The 15,946-nt window shown below is 66.5% G+C and carries 15 protein-coding genes, 1 pseudogene and 1 riboswitch; of the genes and pseudogenes, 4 read left to right on the forward strand and 12 right to left on the reverse strand.

What is annotated here, in order from left to right:
• Nucleotides 1–51: 51 nt before the first annotated feature.
• Nucleotides 52–195, reverse strand: a pseudogene (locus tag GEV05_19930) (class III poly(R)-hydroxyalkanoic acid synthase subunit PhaE).
• Between the two features lie 23 nt (nt 196–218).
• Here GEV05_19930 and dmeF point away from each other — a divergent pair.
• Entirely contained in the window at nt 219–1,148 is a 930-nt protein-coding gene (dmeF, locus tag GEV05_19935) for a CDF family Co(II)/Ni(II) efflux transporter DmeF (protein ID MPZ45614.1), read from the forward strand.
• An 18-nt stretch (nt 1,149–1,166) separates the two neighbouring features.
• Here dmeF and GEV05_19940 read toward each other — a convergent pair whose 3' ends face one another.
• From GEV05_19940 to GEV05_19975, 8 genes are all read right to left on the reverse strand, one after another.
• A complete protein-coding gene (locus tag GEV05_19940; GenBank protein MPZ45615.1) occupies nt 1,167–2,192 on the reverse strand; it encodes a GTP-binding protein in 1,026 nt (341 codons plus the stop codon).
• Nucleotides 2,193–2,398: 206 nt separating this feature from the next.
• Nucleotides 2,399–3,583, reverse strand: coding sequence for a methyltransferase domain-containing protein (locus GEV05_19945; GenBank protein MPZ45616.1), 1,185 nt, complete (start codon nt 3,581–3,583; stop codon nt 2,399–2,401).
• A 34-nt stretch (nt 3,584–3,617) separates the two neighbouring features.
• On the reverse strand, nt 3,618–4,562 hold the full coding sequence (gene xerC, locus GEV05_19950; GenBank protein ID MPZ45617.1) for a tyrosine recombinase XerC: 945 nt from the start codon (nt 4,560–4,562) through the stop codon (nt 3,618–3,620).
• A complete protein-coding gene (locus GEV05_19955; protein ID MPZ45618.1) occupies nt 4,559–5,233 on the reverse strand; it encodes a DUF484 family protein in 675 nt (224 codons plus the stop codon). The genes xerC and GEV05_19955 overlap by 4 nt, the downstream gene beginning before the upstream one ends.
• A gap of 99 nt (nt 5,234–5,332) precedes the next feature.
• Nucleotides 5,333–6,163, reverse strand: coding sequence for a diaminopimelate epimerase (dapF, locus tag GEV05_19960; GenBank protein MPZ45619.1), 831 nt, complete (start codon nt 6,161–6,163; stop codon nt 5,333–5,335).
• Between the two features lie 47 nt (nt 6,164–6,210).
• Nucleotides 6,211–6,720, reverse strand: a complete 510-nt coding sequence (locus GEV05_19965; GenBank protein MPZ45620.1) for a GNAT family N-acetyltransferase — start codon at nt 6,718–6,720, stop codon at nt 6,211–6,213.
• Complete coding sequence (locus GEV05_19970) at nt 6,710–7,585, reverse strand: lipid A biosynthesis acyltransferase (protein ID MPZ45621.1); 876 nt, start codon at nt 7,583–7,585, stop codon at nt 6,710–6,712. Before GEV05_19970 ends, GEV05_19965 begins: the two co-directional genes overlap by 11 nt.
• A complete protein-coding gene (locus GEV05_19975; GenBank protein MPZ45622.1) occupies nt 7,585–8,454 on the reverse strand; it encodes a lysophospholipid acyltransferase family protein in 870 nt (289 codons plus the stop codon). Before GEV05_19975 ends, GEV05_19970 begins: the two co-directional genes overlap by 1 nt.
• A 101-nt stretch (nt 8,455–8,555) precedes the next feature.
• Between GEV05_19975 and GEV05_19980 the strand changes: the two genes are divergently transcribed.
• From GEV05_19980 to metF, 3 genes are all read left to right on the forward strand, one after another.
• Entirely contained in the window at nt 8,556–9,725 is a 1,170-nt protein-coding gene (locus tag GEV05_19980) for a methionine adenosyltransferase (protein ID MPZ45623.1), read from the forward strand.
• A 29-nt stretch (nt 9,726–9,754) separates the two neighbouring features.
• A riboswitch (S-adenosyl-L-homocysteine riboswitch) is annotated at nt 9,755–9,853 on the forward strand.
• 22 nt (nt 9,854–9,875) lie between these two features.
• Nucleotides 9,876–11,294 carry an adenosylhomocysteinase gene (locus GEV05_19985; protein MPZ45624.1) on the forward strand — a complete coding sequence of 473 codons (1,419 nt, stop codon included), beginning with the start codon at nt 9,876–9,878 and terminating at the stop codon, nt 11,292–11,294.
• Between the two features lie 140 nt (nt 11,295–11,434).
• Nucleotides 11,435–12,274: a methylenetetrahydrofolate reductase [NAD(P)H] gene (gene metF, locus GEV05_19990; protein ID MPZ45625.1), complete on the forward strand. Its 840-nt coding sequence runs from the start codon at nt 11,435–11,437 to the stop codon at nt 12,272–12,274.
• Here the strand turns inward: metF and GEV05_19995 are convergent.
• The 3 genes from GEV05_19995 to GEV05_20005 form a co-directional block, all read right to left on the reverse strand.
• Nucleotides 12,225–13,370, reverse strand: a complete 1,146-nt coding sequence (locus GEV05_19995) for a DUF484 family protein (GenBank protein ID MPZ45626.1) — start codon at nt 13,368–13,370, stop codon at nt 12,225–12,227. The two genes, metF and GEV05_19995, sit on opposite strands and share 50 nt — an antisense overlap.
• Before the next feature lie 123 nt (nt 13,371–13,493).
• Nucleotides 13,494–15,011, reverse strand: a complete 1,518-nt coding sequence (locus GEV05_20000; GenBank protein ID MPZ45627.1) for an aminotransferase class V-fold PLP-dependent enzyme — start codon at nt 15,009–15,011, stop codon at nt 13,494–13,496.
• Between the two features lie 155 nt (nt 15,012–15,166).
• Nucleotides 15,167–15,916 (reverse strand): pteridine reductase, encoded by a 750-nt coding sequence (locus GEV05_20005; GenBank protein MPZ45628.1) that lies wholly within the window; start codon nt 15,914–15,916, stop codon nt 15,167–15,169.
• Between the last annotated feature and the right edge of the window lie 30 nt (nt 15,917–15,946).

Below are 15,946 nucleotides of genomic sequence, written 5' to 3' on the forward strand. Positions count from 1 at the left end.
AAGCGGGCGCCTTACGATTATACGCGCGGCAACGGACAAGGGCGTCTCGCGCTACCATCGAGGTCGTCTCGGTCGCGCGGCGCCGCTTTCGCGCGGTGCTGCTTCGCGCGGTGCTGCTTCGCGCGGTGCTGCTTCGCGCGGTGCTGCTTCGCGCGGTAGTGCTTCGCGTGGTACTGCTTTGCGCGGCGCCGCTTCGCGCCGCTGCTCTGGAAGATCGCATGAACGATTCGCTCTCGCGTTGGCGCCAGCCGCACGACTTCCGGCATGCCGGCGAGCGCCATGCCGAGAAGCGGTTGTGGTGGGTGATCGGCATCACGCTCGTCACCATGCTGGCCGAGCTGATCGGCGGCTACACGTTCGGCTCGATGGCGTTGGTGGCCGATGGCTGGCACATGGGCTCGCACGCCGCCGCGCTGTCGATCTCCGTGCTCGGTTACGTCGCCGCGCGCCGGTTCATGGGGCATGCCCACTTCACCTTCGGCACCGGCAAGATCGGTCCGCTCGCGGGCTATAGCAGCGCGCTGCTGCTCGGCGGGGTGGCGCTGGTCATGGCGATCCAGTCGATTGCGCGCCTGATCGATCCCGTCGCGGTGCGTTTCGACCAGGCGCTCGTGATCGCGGCGATCGGCCTGGCGGTCAACCTCGCGTGCGCCTGGATCCTGCGCGAGCGTCCGCACGCGCATGGGAACCATCAGCACGCGCATGCGGGGCATCACCACGATCACAACCTCGCCGCCGCCTACCTGCACGTGCTGGCGGACGCACTCACATCGCTGCTTGCGATCGCCGCGCTGCTCGGGGGAAAAATTTTTGGCTGGGTCGCGCTCGATGCAGCCATGGGATTGGTCGGGGCGGTGGTGATCGCGCACTGGTCGCTCGGCCTCATGCGCAGCTCGGGCCGCGTGCTGCTCGATGCCGAAGATACCGGTCCGCTGCTCGATCGCGTCCGCACGCTGCTCGAGGCGAACCCGCGCACCCATGTCGCCGACCTGCACGTGTGGCGCATCGGCATGAATGCCTACGCCTGCATCGCGACCATCGTCACCCACGCCGACCTGTCGGCCGAAGCATTCAAGCGCATGCTCGCGCAGATCCCTGAAATCCGTCATGTGACGGTCGAGGTGAATCGCACCGACGGCGCCGGTTGAGCGCCGCTGCAGGCTGGTTCAGTCGGCGGCCAATGCCTGCTGCAGCGGCTCGAGCACCTGCGCTTGCTCCAGATCGCGGACGATGAACACCAGGCGCGTGCGCCGATCCTCGCTCGGCCAGCCCGGCAACGTCAACACCGGATAGAGCACGTGCTGCACGATATGGATCACGCGCGGCACGCTTTGAGCGCGCACGTTCACGATGCCTTTCACGCGCAGCAGCTGCTCGCCATGATGTTCGATGAGCGTCTCCAATCCTCGCCAAAGCGCCGAACCGGAAACCGGCTCATCGAAGGTCACTGCGAAAGACCGGATGCGGCGATCGTGAACCGGGCTGTTACCGGGAATCAGCGGCGGGTGCGCGGAAACGGGTCGATAGCGCTCCGAGCGCAGCCAGCCGTCGATCCGCCCGGGATCGCGCCCTGCCGCATCGAAGCCGATGTCGAGGATCGAAGCCGGATCGATGTCGCCGTTGCGCGAACGCACGATGGGCGCGGCCGGATTCAGTTCGCGCAACCGGGATTCCAGAAGTTGCAATGCCGCTTCGACCGCGATGTCCGCCTTGGTGACGACGATGCGATCGGCCAGTGCCGCCTGCTTGACCGACTCGAAGTGTTGCTCCAGCTCCTGCACGCCGAGTTGCCCGTCGGCCGTGGTCACGACCGCATCCAGCCGGTAGAGCGCGGCCAGCGTCGGTTCCGCAACCAGCGTTTGCAGGATGGGAGCGGGATCGGCAAGGCCGGTCGTCTCGATCACTACGCGCCGGAACGCCGGCAGCTCCTTGCGCAGCCTGCGCGTGTACAAGTCGTCGAGCTGCTCGGCCAGATCACTGCGAAGCGCGCAGCACAGGCAGCCGCGGTCGAGCAGCACGACCGACTCGGCGGCCGAGTACAGCAGGTCGTGGTCGAGCGCGATGCCGCCGAACTCGTTCACCAGCACTGCCGTGTCGCGCAGTTCCGGATGCGTCAGCAGGCGGGCGAGCAGGGTCGTCTTGCCGCTGCCGAGGTAGCCGGTCAGGAGAGTAATCGGAATGGCGTTGCTCATGGCCTTTCGGTCGGATCGGTGACGATCGCCAGTCGGGCTAGTCCGGCGCCCTGCACCGGCGAGAGTAGATTTCCTGCGGCGCGAGCACAGCGCTCATGCGGTCGCCTCCGAACGGTCAACGAGTTGCGATGGCCAAGCTGTCGGCGCCCTGGCGGCAGTTCGCTTTGCGGTCGATCCCCGCAAGCGGGGCCCCTCGCCCGGGAAGCTCATGCCACCTTCACCACCAAGCCCTTCAGGTACCCGCCCTCGGGAAAATGCAGCGCGACCGGATGATCCGGCGCGGCACCGAGGCGCGCCACGATGCGACCGAGAACCCCCGCATCCAGTGCGGCACCGGCCACGATACTCTGGAAGAGCGCAGCATCGATTGCGCCCGAGCACGAAAAGGTGAAAAGCGTCCCGCCCGGGCGCAGCAGGCGAAACGCCCACAGGTTGATGTCCTTGTAAGCGCGGGCCGCGCGCGCGACGTGACGCTCGGTCGGGGCGAACTTCGGTGGGTCGAGCACGACGAGATCGAAGCGGCGGCCCTCGGCATGAAGCGCGCGCAGGCGCGCGAACGCGTCCGCCCGCTGCCAGTCGACGCGGTGCGCTTCCAGTCCGCTCGCCGCGACGTTTTCGCGCGCGCGCTCGATCGCATCCGCCGAGCTGTCGATGGCCGTCACGCCGGCCGCACCGCCCGTGAGCGCGGCGACGACGAATCCTCCGGTATAGGAAAAGACGTCCAGCACCTCGCGGCCATGCGCGGCTGCGCGCACTCGTGCGCGATTGTCGCGTTGATCGAGGAAGAATCCGGTCTTCTGCCCGCGGCGCACGTCCACCAGGAACCGGGCCGGCCCTTCGGTCACGGCGATGCCCTCGGGCGGCTCGCCGCCGCGCAGCGCGCCCGAGCGCGGCACAAGCCCTTCCAGGTTGCGCGGCTCGGTGTCGGAGCGCTCGTACACGCGCCGGCATACGCCCGTTTCGATGAGCGCATCGGCATAGGTTTCGCGCCAGTAATCCGCGCCCGCACTGGAGCACTGGATCACGGCGGTGTCCGCATAGCGATCGACGACCAGGCCGGGCAGCGCATCGCACTCGGCATGAACGAGGCGGTAGGCATCGGTGTCCTGGCCGACGACCTGGCTGCGAAACGCGACCGCACGTTCGAGCGCGGATCTCATGAAGCGCGCGTCGATCGCCTCGCGCTCCTCGAAGCTCCACACCCGCGCCCGGATCTGCGAACGTGGGCTGACGGCGGCGTAGGCGAGGAAGCGGCCTTCGGCCGAGCGGATCACCACGGTTTCGCCCGGCTCGGCGTCGCCGCTGGCGCGCTCGATCGCCCCGGAGAAAATCCAGGGATGATGCCGCAGTAGCGACTTGTCGCGGCCTGCCTTCAGGACGATCTGCTTCACCGGCTGGGCATGGACCTGGGGAGCGAGCGGTCAGTCATTCAGCGGAAGCTCGCTTGGGCGTGCGCTTCTTGCGCGCCCGCGGATGCGCCGCGTCGTACACCTTCGCGAGATGCTGGAAGTCGAGATGGGTGTACACCTGCGTGGTGGAAATGCTGGCATGCCCCAGCATTTCCTGCACCGCACGCAAGTCGCCGCTCGATTGCAGCACGTGCGAAGCGAACGAATGGCGCAGCACGTGCGGATGCACGCGCCCGGCGATTCCCTGGCGCAAGCCCGCGCGGCGGACCTGCCGCTGGATGCTACGCGCCGAAAGCCGCCGGCCGGCGCGGCTGACGAACACGGCCGCCGAATCGTCGCGCTCGAGCTCGCGCCGGCGCTCGCGCCAAGCATTCAGCATGGCGAGCGCCGGGCGTCCGACCGGTACGACACGGGTCTTGGACCCCTTGCCGAGCACGCGCACGCTTTCCTGGGCGAAATCGAGCATGGACCAATCCAGCGCCGCCAGCTCCGAGACGCGCAGCCCCGAGGAATACAGCAGCTCCAGCACCGCCCGGTCGCGCACCGCAAACATGTCCTCGCCATCGACCTCGACCAGCCGCCGGGCCTCGTCCGGCGACAATGCGGCGGGCAGCCGTTTCGGGCTGCGCGGCGCGCGCACCCCGGCGCAGGGATCGTGCGCACAGAGCTGCTCGCGCGCCAGGAAGCGGAACAAGCCGCGCCACGCCGATAGCATGCGGGCGATGCTGCGTCCGGAGAGGCCCCGGCCGTGCTGGGTGGATACGATGCGGCGAATGTCGTGCGCGGACAATTGCACCAGCGGCGTGTCGCCGGCGTGCGCCGACAGGATGCGGATATCGTCGCGGTATGCCGCGGTGGTGCGCGGCGAGAGGCGCCGCTCGGTCGCCAGGTAGCGCAAGTAGCGCTCGACCCCGTCGGGCGGCGGATTGCTTCGCGCTTGCGACCGCGCCGGCTCTGTCACCGCGGCGGCGCCGCCTGCGCGGCTTCGATGCGGTTACGCTCCAGCGCCGCCGCCGCGATCTCACCCAGGCGACGCAGATACAGCGTGCCCATCTCGGGATAGAAGCGCTGCGGGTCTTCGCTCGCCAGCGCAAGCAGGCCGAACGCGGCTGCGTTGCGCAAGGGGATGTAGGCGAACGAGCGCAGGTGCGGCGCGGTTTCGCCGAACCAGCTGGCGCTATCGGCCATCGCATGCGCGCTGCAATAGGGCCCGTTCAGTGCGGTCGCGAAGGCGCGCGCCTCCTCGCTCGTGGCCAAGTCGGCAGCAGGCTCGTCGGGGCCGAAACCGTCCCACAGTCGAACCGCAACATGCGGCACTGCGAAGTCCTCCCGCAGGTTGAATCCGAGCACGTGCAGCACCGTCTCGATCTCGCGCGCACCGATCAGCGCAAGCGTCATGCGGTGGAGCTTGTCGGTGATCGCGTCGTTCTGCTCACCGAACCGGATCAATTCGCCCAGCTTCGATTCCAGCCGCCGTGCCTTTTCGCGCAACGACAGGAGCTGGCGCTCCGAGATCGGGATCGCGCGGCCGCCGTGCGGGTGGGGGATAACCACCTCGGCCAGCATTTCCGCATAGTCCTCGAAGAATTCGGGATGCTGGTTGAGGAATTGCGCGACTTCTTCTGCTTTCATGAAACTCCCTTGCTCTGGTGGCTGGCATTTCAGCCACCTCCGATCTGGTGGCTTGCTCTTCAGCCACCTCCGATCTGGTGGCTGGCGCTTCTTCGCCAGCTAGACTTCGATCTCGCCTTCGAACACCGTGCACGCCGGGCCGGTCATCACCACCGCGGCTCCCTCGCCGCCCCACTCGATAGCGAGCTCTCCGCCTTGTGTCGTCACCCGCACGGGCGAAGACAGAATCCCGGCCTGAATGCCGCAGACGACCGCGGCGCACGCGCCGGTACCGCAAGCGAGCGTCTCGCCGGCGCCGCGCTCGTAGACACGCAGCCGAACCGAATGCGCGTCCAGCACTTGCACGTAGCCGGCATTCACCCGTTCCGGGAAACGTTCGTGCCGCTCGATCAGCGGCCCCTCGGTCTGCACCGGTGCCGCGTCGACGTCCGCCACGATCTGAACCGCATGCGGGTTGCCCAAGGATACGACCGAGATGGTGCGTTCCCGGCCGTCGACATGCAAGCGGTAGCTCGGTTCGCGCTGCGGGGCGAGGAACGGAATCTTCGCCGGCTCGAATTCGGGCAGCCCCATGTCGACGCTCACCAGAGCGTCCTCGCGCACGTGCAGGACGATGACCCCGGCCGCCGTGCCGACGCGGATGGCGCGGCGCTGCGCAAGCCCCTTGTCGAGCACGTAACGCGCGAAGCAGCGCGCGCCGTTGCCGCAGTTCTCGACCTCGCCGCCATCGGCGTTGAAGATACGGTAGTGGAAGTCGGTGCCCGCGATGCGCGCCGGCTCGACCAGCAGCACCTGGTCGCAGCCGATGCCGAAGCGGCGGTCCGCGAGCCTGCGCACGAGCCCCGCGTCGAGCGCGATCGGCGCGCGCGTGGCGTCGATCACGACGAAGTCGTTGCCGAGACCCTGCATCTTGGTGAAGCGCAGCCGCACGTCAGCAGCACCTCCAGGCCGACCGCCGCCCCGCGCATGAGCCGCGATCACGGCTCGACCACCATGAGATAGTCGTCCATCACGAATCCGGCACCGATATCGGTCACCATCGCTCGTTCGACTCGAAAGCCCCAACGCCGATACGCCGCGATGGCGCTTGCATTGCGCCTGTTCACCGCGAGGATGAGGCGCCGGCATTGCAGGCGCCGCGCCCGGGTGCGCACGCTTCGCATGAGTTGCGTCCCGACTCCCGTTCCCTGTCGCCCTGGATCGACATAGAGCTTGTCGAGCTTCATCTCGCCCGGCTCGCCCGTGAGCAGGCACGAGGAGAAGCCGACCGGATGGTCCTGCAGCGTCGCCAGCTCCCACCATACGTCGTCGCGCCCGAGCTCGGCTTGCACCAGCTCGGGCCGGTAGCGCTGTTCGAGCATGTATTCTATCTGCGCGCTGGTGATGATGCCCGGGTAGTGCGCGTGCCAGATCGCGCGGGCAAGCTCGCTCAGCGCCTCGATATCGCCCGGCTCGAGCGGCCGAATCCGCACCGGCTCAGTCCTCATAGAAGCGCTGCCCCTCGCCCGGCGGACGGGTCTTGAACCGCTTGTGCACCCAGTAATACTGCTCGGGCATCTCGCGCACGCGCTCTTCGATGAAGGCGTTCATGCGCCGCGCATCCGCGGCCGGGTCGGCTCCGGGAAAATCGTCCCAGGCCGGATACAAGCGCGCGATGTAGCCCTCGGCACCCGGCAGCTGGCGGGTAATGCAGGGCAGCACCGCGGCGCCCGAGATCGCGGCCAGGCGGCTCAGCGCCGTGATGGTGGCCGCCGGCACGCCGAAAAACGGCACGAACACGGCGTCGCGGGCGCCGAAATCCATGTCGGGCAGGTAGAACAGCGGCAATCCGGAGCGCAGCGCCTTGACGATCGGCCGGATCCCGTCCTGGCGCGAATAGACCCGCGATTCGTTGAAGCGGGTGCGGCCGTGCAACAGCATGGCGTCCAGCGCGGCGTCGCGCTGCTTGCTGTACATGGTGGCCATGGGATGATCGAGGTGGATGCGGATGCCGCCCATTTCGCAGCCGATGAAATGCGGCGCGAGCACGATGATCGGCCGGTGTGCGACCGCGCGCCAGTGCTCTTCGCCCTCGAGGCGCACGAGGCGCCGCACGGCAGCGGCCGGGGACCACCACAGGATGCCGCGCTCCACGATGCTGCGGGCGAGCGCCATGAAGTGGGCGCGCGCGATGCGGCTGCGCTCTTGCGCCGGCAGCTGCGGAAAGCAGAGCTCGAGGTTGACCAACGCCACCCGGCGGCGGTGCCGGCCCAGCTGGTAAAGGACGAGCCCCAGGGCGCGCCCCAACGCGGCCAGTACACGCAGCGGCAGCAGCCTGGCAAGCCACACGAGAAGCAGTGCGATGCGTGCGATCACGGTTCGATCGATACGCGGTCGGATTGCGGGGGCGCGACAGCGCGCGGGACCTTGTATCGATCGTACCCCCACAGATACTGCTCGGGTCGCAGGACGATCGCGCGCTCGACCGCGCGATTGAGCTCGACCTCGCCCTGCACCGGGTCGTGCATTTGCTCGATGTGCAGGCAATAGCCCTCGCCCTTCGGCAACCGCTCGGCGAACACCATGAATGCGGCGGCCCCGGTGGCGCGCCGCAGCCGGCTGGTGAGCGTCATGGTGAAGGCCGGGCGGCCGAAGAAGGGCGCCCATACGCCATCGCCGAACTGAGGCGCCTGGTCGGGCAGCATGCCGACGGCCTCGCCGTTGCGCAACGCGCGCAGCAATTTGCGCACGCCGGCGAGATCCGTCGCCGCCAGCTTGGTCTGGCCGCGTTTGCGGCCGCGCACCATGAGCGCTTCCAGCCAGCGCTTTCGCGGCGGGCGGTAGAGCACGGTGAGGGGAAGCTTCTGACCGAAATAGAATCCGGCGATCTCGAAGCACCCCAGGTGCGGGGTGAGCAGCACGACCCCGCGCCCGGAATCCCGCGCTTTTTCGATCAGGTCGTAGTTCCTGACCTCGCGGAAGTAGCGCATGACCCGCGACGGCGGCTTCAGCCAGACCGCGAGCACCTCGAGCGTGATCTTGCCGGCCTCCGCGATGGCGCGACGGCGCACGCGCCGATAGTCGGTTTCCTGCGGGAACAGGCCGCTTAGCCTCAGGTTCTGATCCAGGCGAGCCGAATACTGCGACGAGAGCAGGTAGACGAGCCAGCCGATGCCAGCCCCCAGCACGTGCAACCACCGCAGCGGCAGCCATGCCAGGGGCCGCAATACGATTTCAAGCATCCAGTGTCTTCTAATCTTCCCGAACGTTGTCTATTGCCTGCCCTACGCATTTTCCTTTTGCTATTCTATGGGGCTTTAGGCTCGCAGGGAGTCCCCGCCTCATGAACGAATTCCTTTTTACCTCTGAATCGGTGTCCGAAGGCCATCCCGACAAGGTCGCGGACCAGATCTCCGATGCGGTGCTCGATGCCATCCTCGCCCAGGACAAGCACGGGCGCGTCGCGGCCGAAACGCTGGTGTGCACGGGTCTGGTGGTGATGGCGGGTCAGATCACCACCCGCGCGACCGTCGACTATGGCGAGCTTGCCCGCGACGTGATCAAGCGCATCGGCTACGACAGCTCGGACATCGGCTTCGATTGCAAGACCTGCGCGGTGGTGACGGCGTTCGACCGCCAGTCGGTCGACATTGCACAGGGCGTGGACGAGGGCAAGGGCCTGGACCTCGAGCAGGGCGCCGGCGACCAGGGTCTGATGTACGGATACGCCTGCGACGAAACCCCGCAGCTGATGCCGCTGCCGATCTACTACGCGCACCGGCTGATGGAGCGCCACGCCGAGCTGCGCAAGGATGGACGCCTGTCGTGGCTGCGTCCGGACGCGAAATCCCAGGTGAGCGTGCGCTACGTCAACAACCGCCCGCAGCACGTCGAAACGATCGTCATCTCGACCCAGCACCACCCCGACATCTCCCACGCCCAGATCACCGAGGCGGTGGTGGAAGAGATCGTCAAGCCCGTCTTTCCCAAGGGCGTGCTGTCGGAGAACACCAAGTTCCTGATCAATCCGACCGGCCGCTTCGTGATCGGCGGACCGATGGGCGATACCGGGCTCACCGGGCGCAAGATCATCGTCGACAGCTACGGCGGCTCGGCCCGCCACGGCGGTGGCGCGTTCTCCGGCAAGGATCCGTCCAAGGTGGATCGCTCCGCGGCCTACGCCGCGCGCTACGTGGCCAAGAACATCGTCGCGGCCAAGCTGGCCAACCGCTGCGAGGTGCAGGTCGCCTATGCGATCGGTGTCGCCAAGCCGGTCAGTCTCATGGTGGATACCTTCGGCACCGGCAAGATTGCCGATGACAAGATCGCCAAGCTGGTCGAAAAGCATTTCGATCTGCGGCCCAAGGGCATCATCGTGGCCCTCGACATGCTGCGTCCCATCTACGCCAAGACGGCTGCCTATGGGCATTTCGGCCGCGACGAGCCGGAGTTCAGCTGGGAGGCGACCGACAAGGCCGAAGCCCTCATGCTGGATGCCGGCATCAAGAGCTGAGGGCCCCGCGGCAATCTTCCTTTTCCGCGACGCCTGAGGGGCGCTGCGACCGCGCGACGGGGCTTTCCTTCCGTACGCACGGCCAGGCTCGGTCGTTTCGGGTCCAGCTTCAACCGCGCCCATTCATCGGTATTGAATGGAGACTGCCTTATGAACACCCCCAATTCCGCCGCCAAACAGCCCGACTACGTCGTCAAGGACATCGGGCTTGCCGACTGGGGCCGCAAGGAGATCGCCATCGCGGAGACCGAAATGCCCGGTCTCATGTCGATCGTCGAGGACTATGCCGCCCGCCAGCCGCTCAAGGGCGCGCGCATCACCGGATCGTTGCATATGACGATCCAGACCGCGGTCCTGATCGAAACTCTGGTCAAGCTCGGAGCGCAGGTGCGCTGGGCGTCGTGCAACATCTTTTCCACCCAGGACCACGCCGCAGCGGCGATCGCGGCCGCCGGCATTCCGGTATTTGCCTACAAGGGCGAATCGCTCGAGGAGTACTGGGAGTACACCCATCGCATCCTGGATTGGCCCGGCGGCAACGGGCCCAACATGATCCTCGACGACGGCGGCGACGCGACGCTCCTGGTTACGCTCGGCGCACGGGCGGAGAAGGATTCGAGCCTCATCGCGCAGCCGACCAACGAGGAGGAAGAAATTCTCTATGCGGCCATCCGCGACCGGCTCGCCGCGCAGCCCGGCTGGTATTCGCGCATCCAGGCGAACATCCGCGGCGTCACCGAAGAGACGACCACCGGCGTGCATCGTCTTTACCTGATGGAGAAGGACGGGCGCCTGCCGTTTCCGGCCATCAACGTGAACGATTCGGTCACCAAGTCCAAATTCGACAACCTGTACGGCTGCCGCGAATCGCTGGTCGACGGCATCAAGCGCGCGACCGACGTGATGATCGCCGGCAAGATCGCGATGATCGCGGGCTACGGCGACGTGGGCAAAGGCTGCGTACAGGCGCTCAAGGGGCTCGGCGCCACGGTGTGGGTGAGCGAGATCGACCCGATCTGCGCCCTGCAGGCGGCGATGGAAGGCTACCGCGTGGTGACCATGGATTTCGCCTGCGACAAGGCCGACCTCTTCGTCACCTCGACCGGCAACGTACATGTAATCAACCACGAGCACATGAAGCGCATGAAGCACAACGCCATCGTGTGCAACATCGGCCACTTCGATTCCGAGATCGACATCGCCAGCCTGCGCCAATACGAGTGGGAGAACATCAAGCCGCAGGTCGATCATGTCATCAAGCCGGACGGCAAGCGCATCATCGTACTGGCCGAGGGGCGGCTGGTGAACCTGGGCTGCGCCACCGGGCATCCGAGCTTCGTCATGTCGAGCTCGTTCAGCAACCAGGTGCTGGCGCAGATCGAGCTCTTCACCGACCGCGACAAGTACCAGAACAAGGTGTACGTGCTGCCGAAGAAGCTCGACGAGCACGTCGCCCGGCTGCACCTGCGCAAGCTGGGCGCGGAGCTCACGCAGCTCAACGAAGCGCAGTGCCGCTACATCGGAGTCGATGTCGGCGGGCCCTATAAGCCCGATCATTATCGGTATTAGGCGAAACTTGAAGAGTGAATGAGTGAAAAGTGAAGCGGCGGGCGGATCGGCATTGCACGTGATCCTGCGCGGAAGCGAAGCTTCCGCTTCACGTCTTCACGTCTTCACGCATTCACTCGTCACTCGGTAACCGCCGTCCAATGACTACTCCCCGAACCCGTACTTACAGCTTCGAGTTCTTCCCGCCTAACACCCAAGAGGGACGCGAGAAGCTGCGCATGACCACGCGCCAGCTGGCTCAGCTCGGCCCGGAGTTCTTTTCGGTGACCTACGGCGCGGGCGGGTCCACGCGCGACCGCACGCTCGAAACGGTGCTCGACATCCAGGCAAGCGGCCATGCGGCCGCGCCCCACGTGTCCTGCATCGCGTCCACCCGGGACAGCATTCGCGAAACGCTCACGCGCTATCGGGATAGCGGCATACGCCATCTGGTCGCGCTGCGTGGCGACCTGCCCTCCGGGCTCGCCACCGCCGGCGAGTTCCGCTACGCCTACGAGCTGGTCGAGTTCATTCGGCACGAATTCGGCCAGCAGTTCGTCATCGAGGTCGCAGCCTATCCCGAGTACCATCCGCAGGCGCGCAACGCGCTGGAGGATCTGCGCAACTTCAAGCGCAAGATCGACGCCGGCGCCGATTCCGCGATCACGCAGTACTTCTTCAACCCCGACTGCTACTTCCACTTCGTCGACGAGTGCGAAGCGATGGGAATCGACATTCCGATCGTTCCGGGCATCATGCCGATCAACCGCTTCTCGCAGCTCGCGCGCTTCTCCGATGCCTGCGGCGCCGAGATCCCGCGCTGGATCCGCAACAAGCTGGAGGCGTACGGCGACGATGTCGATGCGGTGCGTGCGTTTGGCCTGGACGTGGTCACGGCGCTATGCGACCGGCTGCTCCAGCAGGGCGCCCCGGGGCTTCATTTCTACACACTCAACCAGGCGGGCGCGACGACGACGATCTGGCAGCGGCTCGGCTTGTAACTCCGTTCGCCGCCACGACGCGGTTGCGGCCGCTGCGCTTGGCGGTATACAGGGCCGAATCGGCGCGGCCGACCAGGTCGCGGGCGCGGACATCGACATCGGCGCCGCGCCGCTCTTCCATCATCGTGGCAATACCGATCGAGATCGTCACGTTGAGCTGGGCTCCGTCGGGCAGCTTGAAATTGTGGCCGGCGATGCGCTCGCGGATGCGCTCGGCGATGGCTCGGGCCGTGATTGCATTGGTCTGAACGAGCAGCACGGCGAACTCCTCGCCGCCATAACGCGCCATCGCGTCCGACAGCCGCAGCTGGTCCTTGGTCTGCTCGGCGACTTCGCGCAGGACCACGTCGCCGATGAGATGGCCGTGGCGATCGTTGACCGCCTTGAAGTGGTCGAGATCGACCAGCAGGCACGATAGCGGCGAGCCCTTGCGCAGGGCCCGGTCGACCTCTTCGCGCAGCCGCTGCTCGAAATAACGCCGGTTGTGCACGCCGGTGAGCGCGTCGGTCAAGCCGATGTGCTTCAGCCGCTCGTTGTTGGCCACATTCTCCAGGCATACCGAGGCCACCGCGGCAAGCCACTCGATGAAGTGGGTCGCCATGCCCGCCGTGAACCGGTCGGAACGACGGCTGCCCAGGTTGAGGCTTCCCACCGGCTGGCCCCAGCGCATGAGCGGCAGGATCGCCACGCTCGCGGGCACCGGGCTCGCATCGGGGAAAAGCACGCGGTGGCGGGCCGAATCGAACGCGCCCAGCACGGGCTGGTTGTTCACGCCGAAGAGCGAAGACAGATACACGTCGCGATCGAACATGATCAGACCGGGGAAGCCTTCAGCCGCGGCTTCCGCATCCATCAACGTGCGGCGCAGATCGTAGTCGGCATCGATCAGCGACAGCGTCACGACGTCGAGCTCGAACGCGTCGCGGTAGTCTTCCAGGATGGCCTCGATCAGCTCCTTGAAGCTGACGATTCCGATCAGGCGCAGCTCGACTTTCTGGAAGCGGGCGAGCACGCGCTCGTTGTAACGGGCGCGCTCCATGAGCTCGGCCAGTCGGCGTCGAAGCTCCTCGTTCTGGCGCTGGAGGTCGGCGGCCATGCGGACGGGACCCGGGGAAATCGGTGGATTGTACCGGGGGTCTCGGCCGCGAAAGCAAATATGTCGACGATTCGTCGATCCGCATCGTGCGGCGGCGAGCACCCCGTCGTCGCGCGACGACACCTAGGCGGCGCGCTGCTGTCCCTTTTTCTTGGCTTGCGCTGCGCGCGCGTGCTGAGCGGCATAGGCGGCGTGCGCAGCCGCCTCGGCATCGCCGACATGAACCGCGACGCCAAGATCGGAAAGCGTCGATCCGAGCGCCGCAAGGCACAGCATGACGTTGTCAGCACGGCAGGAGTATCCCATCAACCCGAAGCGCCACATCTTGCCTGCCAAGGGGCCCAGGCCGGCGCCGATTTCGAGCCCGAATTCGTTCAGCAGTCTGCGCCGCACTTCGGCCTCGTCCACGCCTTCGGAACAAAGCACCGCGTTCATCTGCGGTAGTTGGTATTGTTCCTTGACGAGGTAGCGCAGGTTGAGCGACTCGAGCCCCGCCTTGAGCGCCAGGTGGTGGCGATGATGGCGCGCCCAGCAGTTCTCCAGCCCTTCCTCGCGGATGAGCAGCAGCGCCTCGTGCAGTGCGAACAGCGAGTTGGTCGGCGCGGTGTGATGATAGGTACGGGTCGTCGCGCCCCAGTAGCCGAGCAGCAGGTTCATGTCCATGAACCAGCTCCTGATCTTGTCCTTGCGCGCCTTCACGTAATCGACCACCCGTTCGGAAAACGACACGGGCGACAATCCCGGCGTGCACGACAGGCACTTCTGGCTGGCGGAATAGATCGCGTCCACGCCCCATTCGTCGACCAACACCGGCGTACCGCCGAGCGAGGTCACGGCATCGACGATGACCAGCGCGCCGTAGCGGTGCGCAATCTCGGTCAGCACCTTGACGTCGGATTGGCAACCGGTCGACGTTTCGGCGTGCACGAATGCCACCACGCGTACGTCGCGGTTGCTCTTCAGCGTATCTTCGAGCTTCTGCGGATCCACCGCATCGCCCCAGGTCTCGTCGATGACGATCGGGATGCCGCCGCAGCGCTCGACGTTCTCCATCATGCGCCCGCCGAAGACGCCGTTGCGGCACACGACCACCTTGTCCCCCGGCGCGACCATGTTGACGAAGCAGAACTCCATGCCGACCGAGCCGGGCCCGGATATCGGGAAGGTGAGGGCGTTCTTCGTCTGGTAGGCGTAGCGCAGCAGCGTCTTCAGCTCTTCCATCATCTCGACGAAGACCGGATCGAGATACCCGATCGCGGGCTGGCTCATGGTGGTGAGGACCCGCGGATGGATTTCGGTGGGTCCAGGCCCCATGAGCGTGCGCTGCGGCGGATGGAAGGAATGGATGCGCTTGGAGGGGGCGTAGCTGTTCATGGTTTCGTTCCCTTGCAGAGGCGAACCGAACAGGCTTTCGCCGTCGGGCCGCGATTTCAACTTGAGCGGTTTGCGCGCGGTCGCCTCGTTCAGAATCTCCACCGCGCTGATCTCTCCGGCGGTGAGCTGCTCGACCTCCATGGCCCAGCGCGCCGGCACGTAACCGACCTTGATCCAGTTGCTGACCACGGCGCGATCGACGCTCAGGCGCCGTGCCAGTTCGGCCTGGCTGCCGAAAAGCGCGACCAGACGGCCGGCACAGTTCATTGCGGGGTTCCCACGAAGAGACGGGGCGAAATTAACATGTCAAAGTAACTTTGACAATCCCATTCAAGCGAACGGGCGCTGCCTCGAAGCCAGGAACGATGCCGAAAGACGGGCAGTTGCCGCCGATAAGCCCTTGCTGGCGGCGTTATCGGCCGCTACAGGACGAGGCTGCGTCCGCCATCGACCGCGAGGACGTGCCCGGTCACGAAAGGCGCCTCGGCGACGAGGTAGTGCACCGCGGCCGCAATATCCTCGGGTGACCCGATCCTGCCCATCGGGGTGCGACGCAGGATGTCCCGTTGCAGCTTCGGCACGGCCAGGATTCCCTTTTCCGGCCAGGCGATCGCGCCCGGTGCGACCGCGTTCACCCGCACGTGCGGCGCGAGCTCCAGGGCCAGCGCCCGGGTCAGCGCCACCAGACCCGCCTTCGCGACGCTGTACACCAGGTGACCTGCGAGCGGACGCTCGGCGTGCACGTCCGCGATGTTGACGATCGCGCCGCGGCGGCGAGTCAGCTCGGCGCAGGCAGCACGGACGAGAAACAGCGGCGCCTGGAGATTGGTACCGACCAGGTCGTTCCACTCCTGCAGCCTGATATCCGCAAGCGGCGTGGGATAGAAGCTGGACGCGTTGTTGACCAGTGCATCGAGCCGGCCGAAGCGCGCGATTGCGCTCGACACGATGGCGTCGAGCGCATCGAAGTCGAGCAGGTCGGCGCAAACACACGCCGCCGAGCCTGGCCGCTCGGCTTCCAGCCGGCGTTGCAGGCGGGTAGCGTCCGAACGCGACGTGCGATAATGAATCACGACGTTTGCGCCGGCCCGGTGCAAACGCCGGCAAATCGCCGCGCCTACGCGACGGGCGCCACCCGTGACGAGCACGGTTCTGCCTGCCAACGCGCGCATGTCGTTTGCATGGCGTGGCCCTCGCATGAT

The sequence above is a fragment of the Betaproteobacteria bacterium genome, assembly GCA_009377585.1.
In the GTDB taxonomy this organism is placed as follows: Bacteria; Pseudomonadota; Gammaproteobacteria; order Burkholderiales; family WYBJ01; genus WYBJ01.

Excerpts from the sequence above, each read along its gene's own strand:
- metF (MPZ45625.1), top strand. The coding sequence starts at position 11,435 with ATGACTACTCCCCGAACCCGTACTTACAGCTTCGAGTTCTTCCCGCCT.
- GEV05_19955 (MPZ45618.1), bottom strand. The coding sequence starts at position 5,233 with ATGAAAGCAGAAGAAGTCGCGCAATTCCTCAACCAGCATCCCGAATTC.
- GEV05_19975 (MPZ45622.1), bottom strand. The coding sequence starts at position 8,454 with ATGCTTGAAATCGTATTGCGGCCCCTGGCATGGCTGCCGCTGCGGTGG.
- GEV05_19985 (MPZ45624.1), top strand. The coding sequence starts at position 9,876 with ATGAACACCCCCAATTCCGCCGCCAAACAGCCCGACTACGTCGTCAAG.
- GEV05_19995 (MPZ45626.1), bottom strand. The coding sequence starts at position 13,370 with ATGGCCGCCGACCTCCAGCGCCAGAACGAGGAGCTTCGACGCCGACTG.
- GEV05_19980 (MPZ45623.1), top strand. The coding sequence starts at position 8,556 with ATGAACGAATTCCTTTTTACCTCTGAATCGGTGTCCGAAGGCCATCCC.
- GEV05_19940 (MPZ45615.1), bottom strand. The coding sequence starts at position 2,192 with ATGAGCAACGCCATTCCGATTACTCTCCTGACCGGCTACCTCGGCAGC.
- GEV05_19965 (MPZ45620.1), bottom strand. The coding sequence starts at position 6,720 with ATGAGGACTGAGCCGGTGCGGATTCGGCCGCTCGAGCCGGGCGATATC.
- GEV05_20000 (MPZ45627.1), bottom strand. The coding sequence starts at position 15,011 with ATGAACTGTGCCGGCCGTCTGGTCGCGCTTTTCGGCAGCCAGGCCGAA.
- GEV05_20005 (MPZ45628.1), bottom strand. The coding sequence starts at position 15,916 with ATGCGCGCGTTGGCAGGCAGAACCGTGCTCGTCACGGGTGGCGCCCGT.
- dmeF (MPZ45614.1), top strand. The coding sequence starts at position 219 with ATGAACGATTCGCTCTCGCGTTGGCGCCAGCCGCACGACTTCCGGCAT.